Origin of the sequence: Mariniflexile aquimaris, assembly GCF_042676825.1 — a bacterium.
Classification (GTDB): Bacteria; Bacteroidota; Bacteroidia; order Flavobacteriales; family Flavobacteriaceae; genus Mariniflexile; species Mariniflexile aquimaris.
Genome location: NZ_JBHTIB010000012.1, coordinates 1 through 20,971, shown reverse-complemented (window position 1 = coordinate 20,971; position 20,971 = coordinate 1). Strand labels below are relative to the sequence as shown.

Below are 20,971 nucleotides of genomic sequence, written 5' to 3'. Positions count from 1 at the left end.
ACAATGCAAGGTTTTATCAACTCAATTTTAGGGTCAAATTTACAATAAATCGGTTGTCTTTTTCAGTTACTTCAAGAACATGCTTATTAGGATATAAAAGTTCTAGACGTTCTTTGGTATTTTGCAAACCAATACCCGACCTATCTTTATCTGTTTTTCTACTACCTATTATGTTAATACAATTAAAATGCAATTCATCGCCACTTACAGTAATTTCTATTTTAACTTCGGTATGTCCTGTAAAATCTGTTCCATATTTAAAGGCATTTTCTATAAACGAAATAAATAACAAAGGTCTTATTTTTTGACCAGCAACATTGCCATGTATATTTAGCGTGACATCTTTATTGTTGGCTATTCTTAACCGCTGTAACTTTAAATAGTTTTGAATATACTCTAACTCTTTTGTTAAGCTTACAAATTCATTATTAGTTTCGTATAACATGTATCGCATTAATTCCGACAAGGTTATCACCGCCTCTGGGGCATCGTTAGACTTTTTTGTAGTAAGCGAATAAATACTATTTAATGAATTGAATAAAAAATGCGGACTTAATTGATTCTTTAAAAAATGAAGTTCTGTGGAGGATTTCTGCACTTCAATTTCCCTTTTCTTGCGTTCGTTTGTATTCCATTCGGAATAAACACCCAGCGCTGTTCCTGTAACAACTAATAACACATTAAATACAAATAGCCCTATTAATTTTCTATGAAAAAAAATATCAAACTTATTTTTTGGAAAAGGTGGTTTAAAATCTGGATTAGGTCTAAATTCTGCAGCAAACTCATTTAAAACAACTGTTGATAGTATAATGAGTAGTAAAACACTACTAATGTAAATGAGTGTCTTCTTTTTAAGTAAAAATTTAGGAACTAAATACGAATAATTACTATAAAAAAGCGACAAGTTACATACTAAACCCACGATAACACCCTTTGATATTAGTTCTGGTTCTAATCTGGGTTGCATTAAACTAAAAGTTATAAAAACAGCCCAAATTGAAACATGTAATATTATTTGTTTTCGTTTACGGTTATCTTTTAAACTTAGTTTTTCCATGGTACTAATTTATGCAGTTTATTTTAATACCTAGCTTTTTTAACTCTAAAGGTGAAACGCTTGGATTTACTTTTTTATATAGTTTTTCTAATACCAAATTGGCTACTGCTTGAGCGTCTTGTTCAGTGCAAAAAGATTGATTTTTTTGTATCGAAGGAATATGATCTTGTTTAATTAATAGCACTTTGTTATAACTTATACTATAACCAAAACCTGTATTGGTACTATAAACCGATGTTGTAAACGGTTCTTTTTTGTTTGTTGCCGTAGTTTTTATTACAATGAAACCAACTAACAAAACGCCAAGAACTAATAATACTGGTATATAATATTTTGCTTTCATATGCGTAATTTTAAATTAAAAAAAAGAATCCAAAGCACTCAATTTATAACATACTAAATGAGGTCGTGCTTTGGATTCAGAAATAAACTACTAATCAATATTAATCTTCATCGTCATAATCATCCTGAGGGAATAACTCATAAATATCATCTAAATATAAACTTCCTGTTCTACCCATCAATACGTAACCTCTACTTCCATTAGAAAAAGCTACAGCATCTTGACGCACAGTTCCCTCTAAAGCTGTAATCTCTTCCCATTCATCTGATGCCGGTGTGTACTCCCAAATAGATGAAAGTGCGCCACCATAATAACCAGTTGCTATGTATCCTAAGCCATCCATATCAAACCCAACAGCATTAGATCTAGCGATTGAATAATCATCATCTTCATCTAAATCATTTAGTCGCGTCCAAACTTCAGTTGAAGGGTCGAATTCCCAAAAATCAACTTTATAAAGACCGTTACTTGAACCTGTTCCTAAATATACTTTATTGTCTATAATGAATGTTGTAGCATTAATTCTTTTTTCACCTCCAAAACCAACAAGTTCTGACCATGTATCTGTTTGTGGATTGTATTTCCAGAAATCTTTTTTATCGTTATCACCATCATTTCCAGTACCAACATATCCCATACCGTTTATACCAAATTGTACTGCACCACGTCTAACACCCCCGCCAAAATTAGCTTTTTGTGTCCATGTGTTTGTGCTTGGGTTATATTCCCAAAAATCGCTAAGTTCATCATCGCCATCATAACCAACGCCAACATAACCTTTGTCGTCTATAGCAAATCCGGATGCCGCACTTCTTCCAACCCCTGGAAAATTAGCTTTTTGTACCCAATAATCGCCTTCAATATTATATTGCCAAAAATCGTTTAAATAATCATCGCCATCATAACCAGTTCCCATGTAACCAAAATCGTTGATAGTAAAACTTATAGCGTTACTTCTTGGTGTTCCATCAAAAACCGATCGTTCTTGCCAGTTTCCTCTATCCGTATCATCATCGGACGAGCAACTCATAAAAGTGATCGCATTTAGTGTAATAATTACTATGGCAATTAAACGTGTTTTATTGTTTTTCATAATTTATTTTTTTGTTTGTGTTTTTATATTAAATGTTATTCCTGCCGAGAAAAAAGGTTTTGATTCTGTTTCAAAATTATATACCGTATCATCATCTATATTCAGCAGCTCAAAATTGTTAGAAAGTGCATACCCACCATTAAAGGAAATACTCCACGAATCGTCCATCGCATAATTATAACCTAAGCCCAAAGAGGTAGATGACAATGACAGTTTTTCGGCATTGGTTGTTGTGTTAATCCCCACTGCATTATTTAAATTGGCATACACACCATCCATCTTCAATACCGATTGTATAGAACTTATGTTGTTGATTTTATAATAAGCAAACGTTTCAGGAAACCCGACACCAAACGAAAACTTATCATTTACTTGTTTCGTATAACTTACAACTGGCAAAATGCTTGGTTTGCCTGTAATTGTGGTATAACTGAGTCCAAATGTTAATGATTCAGCATGATCTTCAGCTCCTAAAGTCTTCGATGCTAAAAGACTACCGGTTACTAATAAGTCATTACTATTAATAGTGTTTACCAGGTTAGAAACTATGGCTACCTCGGCACTTGTGGTTAATAACCATGTTTGTGCTATTGGTAGTTTATATTTTAAACCATAATTAATATTGTACAACTTGGTAATATCTTCGGTTGAAAAACTAAAATCTTTGGTATAATTAACACAATAGTTCTCAAAACCAAGACTATGTATTAACACCCCATTATTAACCTTCATTGGTATGTTAAACTTAAAATCGGTTTTATAAAAATCTATGTCATCATGCCCTATTGGTGTCAGACCATAGTTAAATGAAAATGTGTTTTCGTTTAACTGTGCATAGGTTTGGTTTCCAATAGTAATAATAAAAGCCACCATGATAAATCTCTTCATGTATCAAATAAAATTTCGACAAATTTATTTTTAACATCTTTTAAATAAAAAGATAATAGCTGTTCTAAGGTTTAGTCTATACAAACGCCTCTTTTTTGATGACGAACTATAAAAATTCAAGTTTGTCGTCACAATTGTCCAATTGGCATATTAAATCCCTGCCTTTGTATAACTAATTTTATTGAGAAATGGTGATTAATTAAGTTCGCCAAAAATATTTTTTATGACCATAAAGCAAGTATTTGCAGTACCTATTTTTATAATAGTGCTGTGTGCATCATTTATATCTTGTGAAAAAGACGACGAAAACTTCCCCGTTGGTGAAGACTGGATTAACTTAGATACTAAGGTTTACTTTATCGATACCATGTCGGTTAAAGCATCTACGTTTAAATTTGACTCTATCTCTGTTTCTTCTACAAGCAGATTGTTAATTGGCGCTTATACAGACGCTGTTTTTGGTTTAACAAAAAGCAAAGTCTATACGCAGTTTACAAATAGCACCTATACGCTAGAAAGTTCTACGACGTTCGATTCGATTGCACTCATTTTAAACTACGATACCTATTTTTACAACGACACGATACCCGTTCAAAAAATAAACGTTTATGAAGTTTTAAACGATATTGAACCAGATGAAGATGCGACCAGTTATTACAACACAACCAAAATTTCTTCCAGCACTACTGCAATAGCTACTAAAAGTTTTTATGCAAAACCTAATAAGGATGATTCGCTTCATGTTACTATGAGCAATACCTTTGGAAAAACATTGTTTGAAAACTTACGAGATAATAAAATTAATGATTCAGAGGATTTTTTAAGAGTTTATAAAGGACTACTTATTGAACCCGATGCCAGTAACACAGCTATATTAGGTTTCTTAAAAAGTAGCTTTATAAGAATATATTATTCCGATACAGAAGAAATAACAACCGAATCGCTCACCTTAGATATGCCTTTTGATGAAACCAATAGTTTTCATAACATTTCGAGCGCTATTGAAACAACTATTTTTAGTTCGCTAACAGACCAAGAAACCTATTTATCGAGTAAGTATACCAGTAACAATGTTTTTATGCAGGCAGGAACAGGTATAGCCACGAGAATAGATATCCCAAATGTAGAATCGCTATACGACATACCAGGAACTGGAATTATAATAGACGCCAATTTAAAATTTAAACTAAAACAAAATTCTTCAACAGACAATTTGCACACCAGCGACAATCTCAATGTGTATATAATTGATCAATACTCAGATATAGTAGGAGTATTAACAGACACCCAAGGCTCCACCGTTTATGCAACGATTGAGAGTGAAGATTCAGAATTTAATTTTACCACCTATACCATTCCTGTTAAATATTTTTTAAACTTAAAATTGACAGATTTGAATGGCGACAAATTGTATTTAGCTATTTATCCAAATGATTTTAACCAGTCGGTAGACCGATATATTTTTAATGGTGAAGCAGCTTCTAATACAATAAAATCTAAACTCGAATTAACGTATGCTATCTATGATAACTAAGTATATACCTTTGTGCCTGATACTTTTGCTGGTTACAACACAAGTAAACGCACAAGCAAATCAACTTTCTAGCTCACCCTATTCTTTATATGGTTTAGGTTTAAGTAATGAAACCACTACTGGAAAAATTAACGGATTAGGCGGAATGGGTATAGCAATGCCCTCTAACACGTTTATTAACAACTCCAATCCTGCCTCATTTGGTAGCATGTTGCCAAATTCATTCTTTTTTGATTTTGGCTTTAAAGGACAAACTAATACCCTAAAAGAAGGAGGTAGTACAAACACCAATCTTGTGGGCAATTTTTCAAACATAGCATTGGCATTTCCTGTGACAAAAAAATCTGGATTTGGCGTAACACTTATTCCTTTAACCAACGTAGGCTATAGCATTTCTGGAATTGAATCGAATATTGAAGGAAGCATTACAGATATTTTTATAACCGACATAGACGGTGAAGGAGGTATTAACGATTTAAAACTTAATTACGGTTATGCGCTAACCAGTAAACTGAGACTGGGTGTAACTGCTTCTGCCCTATTTGGTCAAATAACAGAAACCGAAACCGATTATTTACCAGATAACACATTTGTTATTGAAGATATAAATAGCTATTCCGGATTCCGTTTTGGCGCCGGATTTCAGTATGATGTTTTTAAAAATACCTCCATTGGTGGTACCGTAAATTTCCCAACCTATCTTAACGGAAGTAAATCGAGCACAATAACCTTATACACAACAGATTCAACAGCAGATTTAACCGAAAATACCGATAGTAATATCGATGATTTTAAACTACCCCTAGAACTCGCATTCGGTTTTCAAACCACATTTAAAAATTACTTTACCTTGAATGCAGACTATAAAAAAAGTTACTGGAGCGATACCAACCAAACCGACGGACTTGGAGAATACGTAGACCAAGATGCTTTTGGTATTGGTCTTCAATATGCTGCAGAAAAAAAAGTGTCTAAATTTTTTAATAATTTAGAATACAGAGTTGGTTACAGTTATAACAACGGTAATTTAGAGGTAAACCACCAACGTGTTCAAAATTCTGCATTAAACCTTGGCATCGGTATTCCTTTAAATAACGGAACAAGTTCTATGATAAACCTTGGATACTCGTATGGTAACAAAGGACTAGTTACAAATGGATTAATTAAAGAGAATTATCACTTATTATCTTTAAATTTAAGTTTAGAAGGTATCTGGTTTCAAAAAAGAAAAATTGATTAATTCAATTATCTTTGCAGTTCTTAAAACAGAACCATGCGCATTGACATTATTACCGTTTTACCAGAATTACTTAAAAGTCCGTTTCAAGCCTCTATTTTAAAACGCGCTATCGAAGCTAATTTAGTAGAAGTCCATTTTCATAATTTACGCGATTATACAAGCGATAAATACAAATCTGTAGACGACACCCAATTTGGTGGTGGTGCGGGAATGGTTATGATGATAGAACCTATAGATAAATGCATTTCGGCATTAAAAAGCGAGCGAGATTACGACGAGGTTATTTATATGACACCCGATGGTGAAACCTTAAAACAAGGCATTGCGAATCAGATTTCATTAAAAGAAAACATTATTATACTGTGTGGGCATTATAAAGGCGTCGATCAGCGCGTTCGTGATGCATATATTACAAGAGAAATCTCTATAGGCGATTATGTGTTGTCTGGTGGCGAATTGGCCGCAGCAGTTCTTTGCGACAGCGTTATACGGTTAATCCCAGGGGTTTTAGGTAATGAGACTTCTGCCCTAACCGACTCCTTTCAAGATAATTTATTGGCGCCTCCCATATACACCAAACCAAGAGAATATAAAGGATTAAAAGTCCCCGAATTGTTATTTAGTGGAAATTTACCCAAAATTGAAAAGTGGCGTGAAGAGCAAGCTTATTTAAGAACAAAAGAACGCAGACCAGATTTATTGGAGGAGTAGTTTTTTAGGTGTTAGGTGTTAGGTGTTAGGTGTTAGGTAAATCTCTATGTTCTATAGGTAAATTTGTTTTATTTGGAATATATTTTTAAAAATGCCTGAACACTGTAGCCTGAGACTGAGACTGCAAACTGGATTTGTGTTAAGGATAGCAGCGGCATCCTTTTGTTTCCGTTTTTACGGAACAAAAGATATAGCGGATAGCCTGACCCGACCAAAGGAGGGAAACACCCAAATAAAAAAAATAATTATTAATTGTAGATTATGAATTAATAATTATCTTTGCAGCCAATTTCGGGTTAACCTCTGGCGAGAATCGTGAATGTTGTTTCGAATTAATCATTATTAAAATTTAAAGATATGGAATCTTTAGTAAAATTTGTACAAGACGAATTTGTAACAAAAAAAGACCTTCCAGAGTTTGGAGCTGGAGACACAATTACTGTTTATTATGAAATTAGAGAGGGCGAAAAAGTTCGTACTCAGTTTTTTAGAGGCGTAGTAATACAAAGAAGAGGATCTGGAGCATCAGAAACTTTTACCATTAGAAAAATGTCTGGTACTATTGGTGTGGAGCGTATTTTCCCAATTAATTTACCTGCATTACAAAAAATAGAAGTTAATAAACGCGGTAAAGTGCGTAGAGCTAGAATCTACTACTTTAGAGGTCTTACTGGTAAAAAAGCAAGAATTAAAGAGCGTAGACATTAATAAACTACTATTGCACATTGCAATTTTAAAGCCTCGAGAAATCTCTCGAGGCTTTTTTTATTAACTTTTGTTAATAACTTTGGTTTATAACTCGTTGATATCTATAGGCTTAAAATGTTTGTTTTTTTGAATTTGGGTAGTATCTTAGCATTTAAGAAATAACAACAACGAAAGTTGGTTTCATGTAAACAATGAATTAGTGTTTTTCTTAGTAAGGTAACGTTCTTTATTTATTAATTGTTTTTTGAGGTTGTTTTGGGAGCATGTGTAAGCATGACAAACAAAAAACCATGAGATTAAAAAAGACCATATGTGCATACAGATGGAAACTAATTTAATTGAAAGCAATAAAAAGCATTAAGACTGAAAAGTTAAATGCTATAATAAAAGCAATGCTTTAAACAAGCTAGACGTGAAAACGAACCAAGCTAGACGTGAAAACGAACAGGGAGATTAACAGCATCAAAAAAAACAATTATGTGAAACATTTTGGTAATAGGTCAATGCATATTGAAAATTACAAAAACAGAATGTTTCGTTGAAATAATAGCACTGAATTGAAAAAATTTAAGCGACAGTTTAAATTGATTTAGTAGCAATACTAAATAGATTAAGTTATGTTATTTCAAAGAAAGCCATGTCAAAGCGAGAGTAACATCTGCAGTGATATGGCTTTTGTTTTTTATAACATCTTCATTAGTTTTTTAATAAATTCTTACTGGCACCTAGCATTTTTGATATTATATTAAAACTTCGTAACATTGTAGCTTTTATAAGATGCCCATGGGTATTTTTAAATCTCAATTTTCGTATATTCGCAGCGCGAAAACGATATAGTAAATCGTGTTCAATATAAACAGCTAATTAATAATATTTAAACCATCTCATTAATGTCAAAAATCATTTATACAAAAACCGATGAAGCTCCAGCCCTGGCAACACGTTCTTTTTTACCAATTGTTAAGGCTTTTGTAAAGTCTTCTGATATTAACATTGAAACGAAAGATATTTCTTTGGCGGCAAGAATTTTAGCTGTTTTTCCTGATTTTTTGAAAGAAGATCAAAAAGTTTCAGACGACTTAGCTATTCTTGGTGAATTGGCTAAAAGTCCTGAAGCTAATATTATTAAATTACCGAATATAAGTGCTTCTATTCCGCAACTAAAAGCAGCGATAAAAGAATTGCAATCTCAAGGATTTGCCATTCCAAATTATCCGGATGAAGCTTCAAATGATACCGAAAAAGATATTAAATCGCGATACGATAAAATAAAAGGAAGTGCTGTAAACCCGGTACTTCGCGAAGGAAATTCAGACCGTCGTGCTCCAAAAGCCGTTAAAAATTATGCTAAAAAGTATCCACACTCTATGGGTGCGTGGAGCAGCGATTCTAAAACACATGTTGCCACCATGGAATCGGGTGATTTTTTCCATAACGAAAAATCTGTAACCGTTCCAGAAGCAACAAGTATTAAAATTGTTCATACCGATTCAAATGGTACAGCTACCGTTTTAAAAGATAGTTTTAAATTATTAAAAGCTGAAATAATTGACGCTACCATATTAAGCAAAAAAGCGTTGTTAAGCTTTTTAGAAGCTCAAATAGATGATGCCAAGGCAAAAGACGTGTTGTTTTCATTACACATGAAAGGCACCATGATGAAAGTGAGCGACCCAATAATTTTTGGATATGCGGTAAAAGTATTTTTCAAAAATGTGTTTGCAAAACATGCTGAAACACTCGAAAAAATAGGTGTTGATGTTAATAATGGTTTTGGAAATCTGGTTGAAAAACTACAACAATTACCAGAGTCAAAACGAAGTGAAATTCAAGCCGATATAGATGCTGCTTTTAAAAATGGTCCTGCCGTAGCAATGGTTAACAGTGATAAAGGTATTACAAACTTACACGTACCAAGTGACGTAATTATTGATGCTTCTATGCCAGCAATGATTCGTACATCTGGAAAAATGTGGAATGCCGAAGGACAACTTCAAGATACCAAAGCTGTTATCCCAGATAGTAGTTATGCCGGAATATATTCAGCAACCATCGATTTTTGTAAAAAACACGGTGCTTTTGATCCAACAACCATGGGAACTGTTCCTAATGTTGGACTAATGGCTCAAAAAGCTGAAGAATATGGTTCGCATGATAAAACCTTCGAAATTGCTTCAAATGGTAAAGTAAGCGTTATTGATGCTTCAGGAAACACACTATTAGAACACCATGTGGAAGCTGGCGATATCTGGAGAATGTGCCAAACTAAAGATGCACCAGTTCAAGACTGGGTAAAATTAGCAGTAACACGTGCAAAAGCTTCCGAAACTCCTGCCGTTTTCTGGTTAGATGAAAAAAGAGCACACGATGCAGAATTAATTAAAAAAGTAAATACTTACTTAAAAGAATACGATACAACTGGTTTAGATTTAAGAATATTAGCACCTGCTGAAGCTACCCTATTTACTTGCGAAAGACTTAAAGAAGGAAAAGATACTATTTCGGTTTCAGGAAATGTGTTACGCGATTATTTAACAGATTTATTCCCGATTTTAGAAGTTGGAACGAGCGCAAAAATGTTATCAATTGTTCCATTAATGAATGGTGGTGGTTTATTTGAAACCGGCGCAGGTGGTTCTGCTCCAAAACATGTTGAACAATTTTTATCTGAAAATCATTTACGTTGGGATTCTTTAGGAGAATTTTTGGCCCTTGCCGTTTCCTTAGAACATTTAGCGATTTCTAAGAGCAACCAAAAAGCGCAAATATTAGCCGATACTTTAGATGAGGCTACCGGAAAACTACTCGACAACGGAAAATCACCGTCGCGTGTAGCGGGAGAATTAGACAATAGAGGAAGCCATTTCTATCTTGCTTTATATTGGGCAGAAGCTCTGGCAAATCAATCTAAAAACGCCGAATTAAAATCAGAATTCGACACCATTTACAAGGAATTAGCTAAAAATGAATCTGTTATAGTGAAAGAACTTATAGAGATTCAAGGAAAACCTGTAACTATTGGCGGCTATTACGAACCAAATGAGGCATTAGTAAATGCGGCCATGAGACCTAGCAAAACATTAAACAAAATTCTTAACTAAGAATTAAAATATCAATTTAAAAAGCTTCTTTTTCAAGGAGCTTTTTTTTTATACTTTTGTAAAAAAAGGATTATATGAAAAACATAGTATTATGTTTTCTTTTTATTTTCAGTTTTAGTAATCATTATTCAGCAGCACAAGAAAAATTTACTTTAAAAGGAACTATTTCAGAAGAAAAAAGCAACGAATCTTTAATAGGTGTTAGTGTATTTTTTCCTGAGGCACAGACTGGAACATCGACCAATGAATATGGTTTTTATTCGATAACACTTCCAAAAGGCACCTATAAAGTTGTTATTAGTTATTTAGGGTTTCAAACCATAACTAAAACCATCATACTTACCGAAAACAGCACTCAAAATTTTAGTTTAAGTGATGCTTTAGAGAATTTAGAAGAAGTTGTAATTACTCAAAATGTGGAGAGTCTTAATATTCAAAAACCACAAATGAGTATTAACAGCTTAACCTCAGGAACTATAAAAGAAATACCTGTTGTTTTAGGCGAAGCCGATATTATTAAAGCCATTACGCTCCTACCAGGTGTTACGTCTGCAGGTGAAGGATCTTCTGGTTTTAATGTGCGTGGCGGTTCGGCAGATCAAAATCTAATACTTTTAGACGAAGCAACTATTTATAATTCGTCTCATTTATTTGGTTTTTTCTCGGTGTTTAACCCCGATGCTATTAAAGATTTAAAACTTTATAAGGGTGGAATTCCTGCGAGATATGGCGGAAGAGTGTCTTCGGTTTTAGATATTTATCAAAAAGATGGAAACAGTAAAGAGTTTCATGCCAATGGCGGCATAGGTATAGTTTCCAGCAGATTATTACTTGAAGGTCCTTTAAAAAAAGATAAAGGATCGTTTCTTTTAGGAGGCAGATCGAGTTATGCACACTTATTTTTACCTCTTTTTGACATTGATAACATTGCCTACTTCTACGATTTAAATACCAAATTAAGTTACAAATTAAACGATAAAAACAATATTTATTTATCGGGATATTTTGGTCGTGACGTGTTTAACATTAACGACACGTTCGAAAACACCTATGGGAATTCGGTTTTAAATTTTAGATGGAATCATTTATTTTCAGATAAACTATTTACAAACTTGTCTTTAATTTATTCCGATTATTACTACGGATTAAAGCTAAATTTTGTGGAATTCGATTGGGTTTCAGCCATTAAAAACTTTAATGTAAAATACGATTTCAAACACTATCTTAACGATAAGTTTAGACTTCAATACGGTTTAAACAGTATTTATTACAAGTTTAATCCAGGAGAAATAAATCCAACTACCCCAACTTCAGGAATAAACTCATTTAAACTTACAGATAAATTTGCGTTAGAAAATGCTGTATATATAGATGCCGAACACAAGGTAACCAACAAACTTTCAGTATCATATGGTTTGCGATTTAGTTCTTTTTTAAGATTAGGGCAAAACGGACTCAACATCTACGAAAATAACCAACCTGTGCTATTTAATGAAGATTTTAAAATTTATGAAAAGGCAGAACCAATCGACACACTGTATTACAAAAAAAGTGATGTTATTGCTAAATTCTTCAATTTAGAACCTCGTTTATCGTTTTCTTATTTAATTAATTCTGATAATTCTGTGAAAGCGAGTTATAACAGAATGAGTCAATATTTACATTTATTATCTAACACCAGTTCACCAACGCCTTTAGATGTTTGGACACCGAGTGGTAAATATGTAAAACCGCAATTACTCGATCAATATGCAATTGGCTACTTTAAAAATTTTAATAACCAGAACTATTCTTTAGAAGTTGAAAGTTTTTATAAAACCGTAAAAAACAGAATTGACTATATAGATGGTGCCAATCTTATTGCCAATAACGCTATTGAACAGGTTATTTTAAATGGGAAAGCCCGATCTTATGGATTAGAACTGCTTTTTAAGAAAAATGAAGGTAAATTAAAAGGTTGGTTGGCGTATACCCTATCAAAATCGGAACAGCAAACCAAAGGTAAAACGGACACCGAATTGGGTATAAATAATGGTAAATGGTACCAAACAGCTTACGATAAAACTCATGATATTTCTGTAACAGGAAGCTACGAGTTCAATAAAACCTGGCAACTAAATACCAATTTTTTATTTCAAACCGGGCAACCTGCTACATTTCCAAACGGGCAATATGTTTATAATAACATAAGCGTACCGACCTACAATGCGAGAAATTCAGACAGACTACCCTCATATCACCGTCTCGATATCTCCTTCACCTACACCCCAAAAGTTAACAAAAGTAAAGATTGGCAAAGCTATTGGGTTTTTGGTATTTATAATGCGTACAATCGTAAAAATGCCGCATCCATCGCATTTGGTCAGAACGAGGACAGCAGAGTTAATGAAGCGACTCAACTTTCCATTTTTGGAATTGTACCATCCATTTCATATAATTTTAAATTTTAGGCTATGAAAAATTTAATATATATAATATTTATTTGTCTTTCAGTTTTTAACTGTGAAGAAGTAGTTGAATTGAATTTAAAAACATCAGAACAAAAATTAGTAATAGATGCATCGTTAGGTTGGATTAAAAACACTAATGGCAAAACCCAATTTATTAAATTGAGTCTCACGGCTCCATATTACGATACGAGTGTTCCGCCTGCAACAGGTGCTGTCGTGAAAGTAACCGACACAAAAAACAACACTTTTGAATTTATTGAAGAAGAAAACACTGGTATTTATAGAAATTTTAATTTTATACCAGAAATAAATGGTGTGTATACGCTTACAATTTTATACAACAACGAAATTTATACGGGTACTGAAACTTTAATGCCCGTGGTTCCAATAGAATACGTAGAACAAAAAAACGATGCTGGATTTTCGGGCGAAGACACGGAAATAAAAGCATACTATACAGACCCAGCAAATACAAAAAATTATTACCTATTCGAATATGTAAATACAAATGCTAACGAATTAAATATCGATGTGTATGATGATGAATTTACAGACGGCAATAGAATATTTGCATTTCAATCGTATGAAGATCTTAAGTCTGGAGACGAACTGATAATTAAAAACCACGGTATATCAAAACAACATTTTGAATACATGAGTATTTTGCTTCAACAGAACGACGATAATAACTCTGGCGATCCATTTCAAACACAACCCACTACCATTAGAGGTAATTGCATTAATCAAACTAATCCAGACAATTTTCCGCTAGGGTATTTCAGAGTATCAGAAGTATCTACTTTTAGATACATTGTAAATTAGATGTATTTAATTTTTGTCAAAAATGCAAACCCAATAACTACAAATTCAAACAGCGTTAAGAACTAAAAAATATGTACTTTTGAAGCATGAGTTTTACCAAAACAACCGAGCAAGATTCTAATTACAATCATCTAGAAAAGATGAGCATTTCTGAATTGTTAAGTAACATTAATAATGAAGACAAAAATGTACCTCAAGCTGTAGAAAAAGCATTACCTCAAATTGAAGCTTTAGTGAGCATTATTGTTTCTAAATTAAAAAATGGTGGTCGCTTATTTTATATGGGTGCAGGAACCAGTGGACGTTTAGGCATTTTAGATGCCTCAGAATGTCCTCCAACATTCGGCGTATCACATAATTTAGTAATTGGCATTATTGCTGGAGGCGACTCCGCTATTAGAAAAGCTGTGGAATTCGCCGAAGATTCTACAACACAGGGTTGGGAAGATTTGAAATCCTACAACATTTCTAAAAAAGATGTGGTGGTAGGTATCGCAGCTTCTGGAACCACACCTTATGTTATTGCAGCCTTAAAGGCGTGCAATGATCATCATATTATTACGGGGTGTATTACCTGCAATAAATACAGTCCGCTTTCCCAAACAGCACAGTATCCTATCGAGGTTATTGTTGGTCCTGAATTCGTTACTGGAAGTTCACGAATGAAAGCTGGTACAGCTCAAAAACTAGTGCTAAACATGATTACAACCACAACCATGATTCAATTAGGTCATATAAAAGGTAATAAAATGGTTGATATGCAGCTTAGCAATAATAAGCTAGTAGATAGGGGTACAAAAATGATTATGATGGAACTTAATATCTCTGAAGAAGAAGCCAAAATTCTTTTAAACACACATAAAAACGTACGCACAGCAATTAAAATTTACAAAGATGGAAACGAGTAGAACAGATAAAAAATTACTTTTTAAAGGTGTAAAAACTTTAATATTTGCGCTTTTAAGCTTATTTATGGGACCTACCCTACTGCATGTAGCTTTAAGTAATCCTGAAAAACCACTTTACATGCCAATTCTTATTTTTGGAAGTTTAATTTCTGCTTTTGCTGTATTTCTTATTTTTAAAGGACTTAAAATTATTTTAAATAGCATGTTCAAAAAGAACAATTAATTTAACGACCTTGTTTCGATGCTTTTAAAATTATAACCAAACTCATAATCTTTAATAGGCATTTATATCCCATCCAAAATATGTTTTGTATTGCATGGCAGTTAGCCTGCGATAATATTAGGTAAGTGTTACTGTTTTCCGTTTTCACAAGTCCCAAATCATCAATCACTGGTACAATTTAAGCCCTACTAAATTCCTTTGTGTTGAGTTTTTCAATCATATAAATTAATTCTAAATAAAATATGAGGGACTAACCAAATTAAATAATTTTGTTGTTTTTTTAAATGAATGAATGTTTATTCATATATTTGTAATTATTAATTTTAATGCACTAATTATGGCTCGACAAATCGATCAGGATAAAATTAAAAGAATAAAAGAAGCTACCATGTTAACCATTGTAGAGAACGGTATTGAAGCTACAACCATTGCCATGATAGCTAAAAATGCCGACGTTAGTGGTGGCTATCTGTATAGAATCTACGCCGGAAAACAAGATTTAATAAATGAATTATATTATGAAAAAATGGATTCCATTTATACTGAGATCTCATTTCTTCTTGCATTAAACGAATCTAAGGTTGAAAACCTAATTAAAGCATTTATTCAAAATAGAATTGTAAACTATATTAACGAACCTATAGCCTCGCAATTTTATTACCAATTACTGCATAACGAAAACTTTACGCTTACTGAAGACTTATCAAAAAAAGGCCTTCAAGTATTGGCTAGAATCCACGAAATCGGATTGAAATCTGGTGAAATATCCGAGTCAATAAGTTTGTATCAAGTGTATTACCATGTTTTTCTTTACACCATCGACTATCTCAATTTTAAGCGTAAAAACATTTTTGATTTAAAAGAAAAAATCGATAACGACGTAGAATTTCTAACACAGAATATTATGAAAATCCTAAAAAGTTAATAAGTATGACACTTTATAATTCACACATTTCAACTTCAAAAAGTAATTTAATCATTGTCATTTTATTCCTCTCTATAAACATACTTAGTGCCCAAGAAATAACGTTACAAGACGCACATAATATCATGCTGCAAAATAACGGCCACATTAAAGCCTCCTTATTTGAAGTTAGTGAAAAGCAGGAAGAACAAAAAGCAGCGAAGGGATTACGATATCCAACTCTTAGCGCTTCTGCGACGTACTTAAGACTAGAAAATGATATTACGATGGATTTAAATTCCACCAGAAACATGGTTGGAGGCTTATTAAGTATTTCTGATCCCGCTTCGGTTTTAGGTGATTGGAATTTTACACTTCAGGAAAAAGATCTAAGCTTTGGTGTTGTAGAACTTTCAATGCCCCTTTTTGCAGGTGGTAAAATAAATAACTACAATAAAGCCACAAAAATAAAGGTTGATTTAGCTAAAAACGCATCGCAATTAACAGAAGACGAACTTACTATAAAACTAATCGACTATTATTTTAAATTAAAACTTGCCAAAGAATTAGAGCACGTAAGGCAACAGGTATATGAAACCGTTCTGCTGCATTACAATCAAGCCACAAAATTTTATGAAAACGGTATCATTCCAGAGGTAGAAACACTAAATGCCAAAGTTGCCTTATCAAACGCCGAAACAGAACTTAAAGCTGCACAAAAAGATGTTGCATTGGCCACTACTGCTTTAGAAAACACCATCGGAATTACTAATATATCTCAAATTTCTACAAACTTTAATAAACCATCTATTATCAATTCATTTGAGGAATTTAAAACCGATGTATTAACTGGCAATACCCAACTGAAAACAATAGAGAAAAATCATGAATTGGCAGAAATTGGCGTAAAGTTAGAAAAAAGTCATTTGTACCCTAGCATTGGCGTTTTTAGTAATTATATTCCATATACAGATAATTTACCCTTGGCAGAAAACACCAAATGGATGGTTGGAATTGGTGCGAAATGGGAAATATTTAATGGCTTTCAAACAGAACATAAAATCAAAGCTTCCAAATTCAAAATCAATCAAGTTGAAGCCATTGAAAAGCAAGCAAAACTGGATTTGACTACCTATTCTGAAAAGCTGTTTAATACCATGCAAAAGGAGTTAGAGCAATATGAAAGTTTAGATACGAACGAATCCTACGCACAACGATTAAAATTCATGCGAACACGGGCTTTTGAAGAAGGCACAGGAACTTCAATAGACGTCGTAGATGCTACTTTAAAATTATCAGAAATTCAATTAAAGAAAATAAAAGCACTTTACGAATATAACGTTGCATACGGTGAACTCATGGTACTCTCCGGAAAAACAGACACATTATTAAATCAATATCAATAGAAAAATGAAAAATCCAAGATTAATAAAATTAACTTTAACAATAATAAGTATTGCTATTTTAGTGTTAACCGGTATTTGGCTATTGGTTAAACCTAAAGACATCGTATTACAAGGGAGAATTGAAGCGAAAGAAATATATTTATCCTCTAAATTGCCAACAAGAATCAAAACATTTATGGTTCTAGAAGGAACAAGTGTGAAAAAAGGCGAATTATTAGCCTTACTTGAAAGTCCTGAAATACTAGCCAAAGAACAACAAGCCTTGGGAGCACAACAAGCAGCAAACGCACAAAAAACCAAGGCAACAAATGGTGCCAGAATTGAAGAAATTAAAGCTGCTAAAAGCGTTTATGATAAAGCAACATCGGCCGCTAATGTGATGCAAAAAACATATAGCAGAATCGATAATTTATTTAAAGACGGCTTAATTTCTGAACAACAGAAAGATGAAGTGTTTGCAAAAATGAAAGCAGCTATCAACGATCAAGAAGCTGCTTTTAGCATGTATCAAATGGCTACAAATGGTGCCAGAAAAGAAGATATTACTGCTGCAGAAGGATTAGTGAAACAAGCTACGGGTGCTTTAAATGAAGTTCAAGATTATAAAAATGAAACCAGAATAAATGCTCCGATTGATGCCGAAGTTTTAAACTTTTTACCAGAAGAAGGTGAGTTAATTTCGGCAGGTTATCCCGTCGTTCATTTAGTAGATTTAAAAAACAGCTATGCAACATTAAATATAAAGGAAACCTATTTTTTAAATTTTAAGAAAAACTCCCAATTTGTCGCTACCATACCCGCTTTAAATAACAAACAAGTAAAATTTAAAGTTTATTACATAGCCCCATTAGGCGAATATGCTACATGGAATGCCACAAAAGCCACTGGAGATTTCGATATAAGAACATTCGAAATTAAAGCGTCTCCGATTTCAGAAGAAACAGATTTAAGACCAGGTATGAGTATTTTAATAGATTATTCTCAATTTAATAAATAATATGAATCCTGTAAAAAGAATAGCAAAAAGAGAAATTGCGCTGTTACTAAACAATAGAACAATAATTATTTTTGCTATTATTCTTCCTTTTGTTTCTTTTTTATTTTTTCATGGATTATTTAAAAATGGGGTTGTTCGCGATTTACCCATTGCTGTTATAGATCATGACAACAGTGCCATGTCAAGAAATATCATTGCCCAAATAGATGCCACCCCAGAATTACAAGTTGACTTTTATCCATTAAGCGAAAAAGACGGTGAAGAATTAATTAGAACAGGCAAAGCTATTGGTTTAATTACCATTCCTAAAGACATACAAAATCATTTAAAAAATGGTAAGCAAGTAAATATTATCAATCAATATAATAGCAATATTTTATTACCTGGCGGTTTAGAAAATAAAGCATTCAATAAAGTAATTGGAACAATTTCCGCCGGCATTTTTATTCAAAAAAAAATGAAATCTGGAATGTCTAAACAACAGGCATTAATCAATTATCAAGCAGTAAATTTAAATAGTCATGTTATTTCAAACCCCTATACAAATTATTCATATTATTTAAATACTGGCTTTTTAACCTTGTTTTTCCACATTTTCGTCATACTTACCACCATTTATATTTTCGGAATAGATTTAAAATATGGGAAAGGAACTAAATTATTAAGAATATCTAATGGACATTTATCACCATTAATTCTCGGAAAACTAATCCCCTATACCATTTGGTTCTTCTTTGTGGGTTTAATAATGCTGTATAGCATGTTTGTATGGCATGATTTTCCATTAAACGGTAGTAAACTAGCAATCATTATAGGATTGTTATTATTCATTATTACTACCCAATCTTTTGCGCTTTTAATTTTATCTGTTAGTCAAAGTTTTAGAACTGCCTTAACAATAGGCTCCGGTTTTGCAGCGGTAAGCTTATCGTTTTCAGGTATTACCTTCCCTATTTTTGGAATGCCAAAACTATTACAATGGATGAGTCAAATTTTTCCGTTCACCCATTTTTTTAATTTTCTTCTAGAACAATCACAACAAGGATTCCCAGTATACTATTCGCTAGTTTCATTAGCAATACTTCTCATATTATTTACCATTACCCTATTTCTAGCTTGGAAAAATTTAAAAAATCTTTTTGTATACGGAGTGTTTAAATCGAGCATTTAAAATGAAAAAAACCATTAAAACATATTACAAAACCAAAATATCATTTTGGAACACTGTAACAACAGAACTAGATGCTATTTATAAGGACAAAGCTGTTTTTGCCATTTTCTTTTCTGTTTGTTTTGTAATTCTTGTACTTTATACGTCAATTTATTCCAAACAAGTTATTAGAGAAGTTCCTGTAGCAATAGTTAATGAAGACGCATCTAAATTAAGTAGAGATTATATTTCTATGCTAGATGCCTCGTCTGGAATACAAACATTCCCAAATTATAGTGATTTAGAAGAAGCTAAATTAGCCTACTATTCTAAAAAGGTCATGGGTATAATCATTATACCTAAGGATTTTGAAAAATTCATAAAACAAGGAAAGCAAACAGATGTAATCAGTTTTTCAGATGCTTCCAACATGCTATTTTATAAAAAGGTGCTAGGCGATGTTTCTATTATAACGAGCTATTTTAATGCCGGAATTGCCATAAAAAAGGAAATTTTAAAAGGAAAATCTATCGCCCAAGCAACCGAATATTATGCACCCATAAAACCAATCTCAACAAGCTTATTCAATATTAATTCTGGTTATGCAACCTATTTAATACCCATGCTCACAGCGTTGATAGTTCAACTAGTCATACTCATGGCTATGGGCTTATTATATGGGTCAAGAAACGAAAACTCTAATCTAACAACACATTACCCCAGATTACTACATTTTGGTGGTACAATTCCAATTTTGCTAGGTAAATCATTTTTGTATCTCATGTTATTTATACTAATAATTCCAATTCAAATTGGCATTGTATATAGTCTTTTCGGAATCCCAATAAGATCATCCATATTTCTTATATACTTATTTTTAATTCCCTACATACTGGCAGTTGTATTTCTTGGAATAATTATTACGTCCTTTTTCAAAAAACGGGAAGATTCCATTATATTTTTAGTACTACTATCCATTCCATCATTAATGCTCAGTGGTTTATCGTTTCCAACCGAAAGCTTTCCTGTTTTCTATCAATACTTAGGCAAATTATTACCTTCAACCTCTGGCATCGACGGATTTATAAAACTCTCACAAATGGAAGCCTCATTTTCAAATATCCTTCCAGAATGGAAATCTTTATGGCTATTAACTTTCATATATTTTACACTAGCCGTTTTTACCTTAAAAAGGATCGCCATAAAAGAAAGTAAACAAAATATATCGATAGTGTAAATAAACCCTTCATAATTCAAAAATCTAGAATAAAATGATGTAGAACTTATATCGCAAGAAGTCAAACTTAAAAGCATCCCGAAACTTAATTGTTTACGGGATTTTTTATTTTAAATAATCGGCTCTAGTGTTATTATGGCAAGTTTTTATAAAACATAAAAACCGCGCTATCCGTTGTATCTTTTTATGGGGGACT

At 32.8% G+C, this 20,971-nt stretch carries 18 protein-coding genes; 14 read left to right on the top strand and 4 right to left on the bottom strand.

Translation table 11 applies throughout. The features are described from left to right. Positions 1-16: 16 nt before the first annotated feature. The 4 genes from ACFQ0I_RS08100 to ACFQ0I_RS08085 form a co-directional block, all read right to left on the bottom strand. Positions 17-1,060, bottom strand: a complete 1,044-nt coding sequence (locus tag ACFQ0I_RS08100; protein WP_379941108.1) for a sensor histidine kinase — start codon at positions 1,058-1,060, stop codon at positions 17-19. 4 nt (positions 1,061-1,064) lie between these two features. Further along, on the bottom strand, positions 1,065-1,403 hold the full coding sequence (locus ACFQ0I_RS08095; protein WP_379941106.1) for a DUF4907 domain-containing protein: 339 nt from the start codon (positions 1,401-1,403) through the stop codon (positions 1,065-1,067). Between the two features lie 100 nt (positions 1,404-1,503). Continuing rightward, positions 1,504-2,496 carry a Kelch repeat-containing protein gene (locus tag ACFQ0I_RS08090; protein WP_379941104.1) on the bottom strand — a complete coding sequence of 331 codons (993 nt, stop codon included), beginning with the start codon at positions 2,494-2,496 and terminating at the stop codon, positions 1,504-1,506. A 3-nt stretch (positions 2,497-2,499) separates the two neighbouring features. Beyond that, positions 2,500-3,384: a DUF6268 family outer membrane beta-barrel protein gene (locus tag ACFQ0I_RS08085; protein WP_379941102.1), complete on the bottom strand. Its 885-nt coding sequence runs from the start codon at positions 3,382-3,384 to the stop codon at positions 2,500-2,502. Between the two features lie 223 nt (positions 3,385-3,607). Here ACFQ0I_RS08085 and ACFQ0I_RS08080 point away from each other — a divergent pair, with 223 nt between their 5' ends. The 14 genes from ACFQ0I_RS08080 to ACFQ0I_RS08015 all read left to right on the top strand — a co-directional run bounded on the left by ACFQ0I_RS08080 (position 3,608) and on the right by ACFQ0I_RS08015 (position 20,775). Continuing rightward, positions 3,608-4,918: a DUF4270 family protein gene (locus ACFQ0I_RS08080; RefSeq protein ID WP_379941100.1), complete on the top strand. Its 1,311-nt coding sequence runs from the start codon at positions 3,608-3,610 to the stop codon at positions 4,916-4,918. Next, positions 4,908-6,158, top strand: a complete 1,251-nt coding sequence (locus ACFQ0I_RS08075) for a hypothetical protein (RefSeq protein ID WP_379941098.1) — start codon at positions 4,908-4,910, stop codon at positions 6,156-6,158. Before ACFQ0I_RS08080 ends, ACFQ0I_RS08075 begins: the two co-directional genes overlap by 11 nt. Before the next feature lie 33 nt (positions 6,159-6,191). Further along, positions 6,192-6,869, top strand: a complete 678-nt coding sequence (gene trmD / locus ACFQ0I_RS08070; RefSeq protein ID WP_379941096.1) for a tRNA (guanosine(37)-N1)-methyltransferase TrmD — start codon at positions 6,192-6,194, stop codon at positions 6,867-6,869. A gap of 357 nt (positions 6,870-7,226) precedes the next feature. Further along, positions 7,227-7,577, top strand: a complete 351-nt coding sequence (rplS, locus tag ACFQ0I_RS08065; RefSeq protein WP_379941094.1) for a 50S ribosomal protein L19 — start codon at positions 7,227-7,229, stop codon at positions 7,575-7,577. An 890-nt stretch (positions 7,578-8,467) separates the two neighbouring features. Then, complete coding sequence (locus ACFQ0I_RS08060; RefSeq protein WP_379941092.1) at positions 8,468-10,678, top strand: NADP-dependent isocitrate dehydrogenase; 2,211 nt, start codon at positions 8,468-8,470, stop codon at positions 10,676-10,678. A 74-nt stretch (positions 10,679-10,752) separates the two neighbouring features. Further along, on the top strand, positions 10,753-13,128 hold the full coding sequence (locus ACFQ0I_RS08055) for a TonB-dependent receptor (RefSeq protein WP_379941090.1): 2,376 nt from the start codon (positions 10,753-10,755) through the stop codon (positions 13,126-13,128). Positions 13,129-13,131: 3 nt separating this feature from the next. Next, positions 13,132-13,950 carry a DUF4249 domain-containing protein gene (locus ACFQ0I_RS08050; protein ID WP_379941088.1) on the top strand — a complete coding sequence of 273 codons (819 nt, stop codon included), beginning with the start codon at positions 13,132-13,134 and terminating at the stop codon, positions 13,948-13,950. An 86-nt stretch (positions 13,951-14,036) separates the two neighbouring features. Further along, the gene (gene murQ, locus ACFQ0I_RS08045; RefSeq protein ID WP_379941086.1) at positions 14,037-14,858 is read left to right on the top strand and encodes an N-acetylmuramic acid 6-phosphate etherase; all 822 of its coding nucleotides are present in this window, start codon (positions 14,037-14,039) and stop codon (positions 14,856-14,858) included. After that, positions 14,845-15,081, top strand: coding sequence for a DUF6095 family protein (locus ACFQ0I_RS08040; RefSeq protein ID WP_379941085.1), 237 nt, complete (start codon positions 14,845-14,847; stop codon positions 15,079-15,081). Before murQ ends, ACFQ0I_RS08040 begins: the two co-directional genes overlap by 14 nt. 337 nt (positions 15,082-15,418) lie before the next feature. Then, on the top strand, positions 15,419-16,006 hold the full coding sequence (locus ACFQ0I_RS08035) for a TetR/AcrR family transcriptional regulator (RefSeq protein WP_379941083.1): 588 nt from the start codon (positions 15,419-15,421) through the stop codon (positions 16,004-16,006). 5 nt (positions 16,007-16,011) lie between these two features. Then, a complete protein-coding gene (locus tag ACFQ0I_RS08030) occupies positions 16,012-17,391 on the top strand; it encodes a TolC family protein (protein ID WP_379941082.1) in 1,380 nt (459 codons plus the stop codon). Between the two features lie 4 nt (positions 17,392-17,395). Next, positions 17,396-18,388 (top strand): HlyD family secretion protein, encoded by a 993-nt coding sequence (locus ACFQ0I_RS08025; RefSeq protein ID WP_379941080.1) that lies wholly within the window; start codon positions 17,396-17,398, stop codon positions 18,386-18,388. Position 18,389: 1 nt separating this feature from the next. After that, positions 18,390-19,559: an ABC transporter permease gene (locus ACFQ0I_RS08020; protein WP_379941078.1), complete on the top strand. Its 1,170-nt coding sequence runs from the start codon at positions 18,390-18,392 to the stop codon at positions 19,557-19,559. Between the two features lies 1 nt (position 19,560). Then, the gene (locus ACFQ0I_RS08015; protein WP_379941076.1) at positions 19,561-20,775 is read left to right on the top strand and encodes an ABC transporter permease; all 1,215 of its coding nucleotides are present in this window, start codon (positions 19,561-19,563) and stop codon (positions 20,773-20,775) included. The last annotated feature ends 196 nt before the right edge of the window (positions 20,776-20,971 follow it).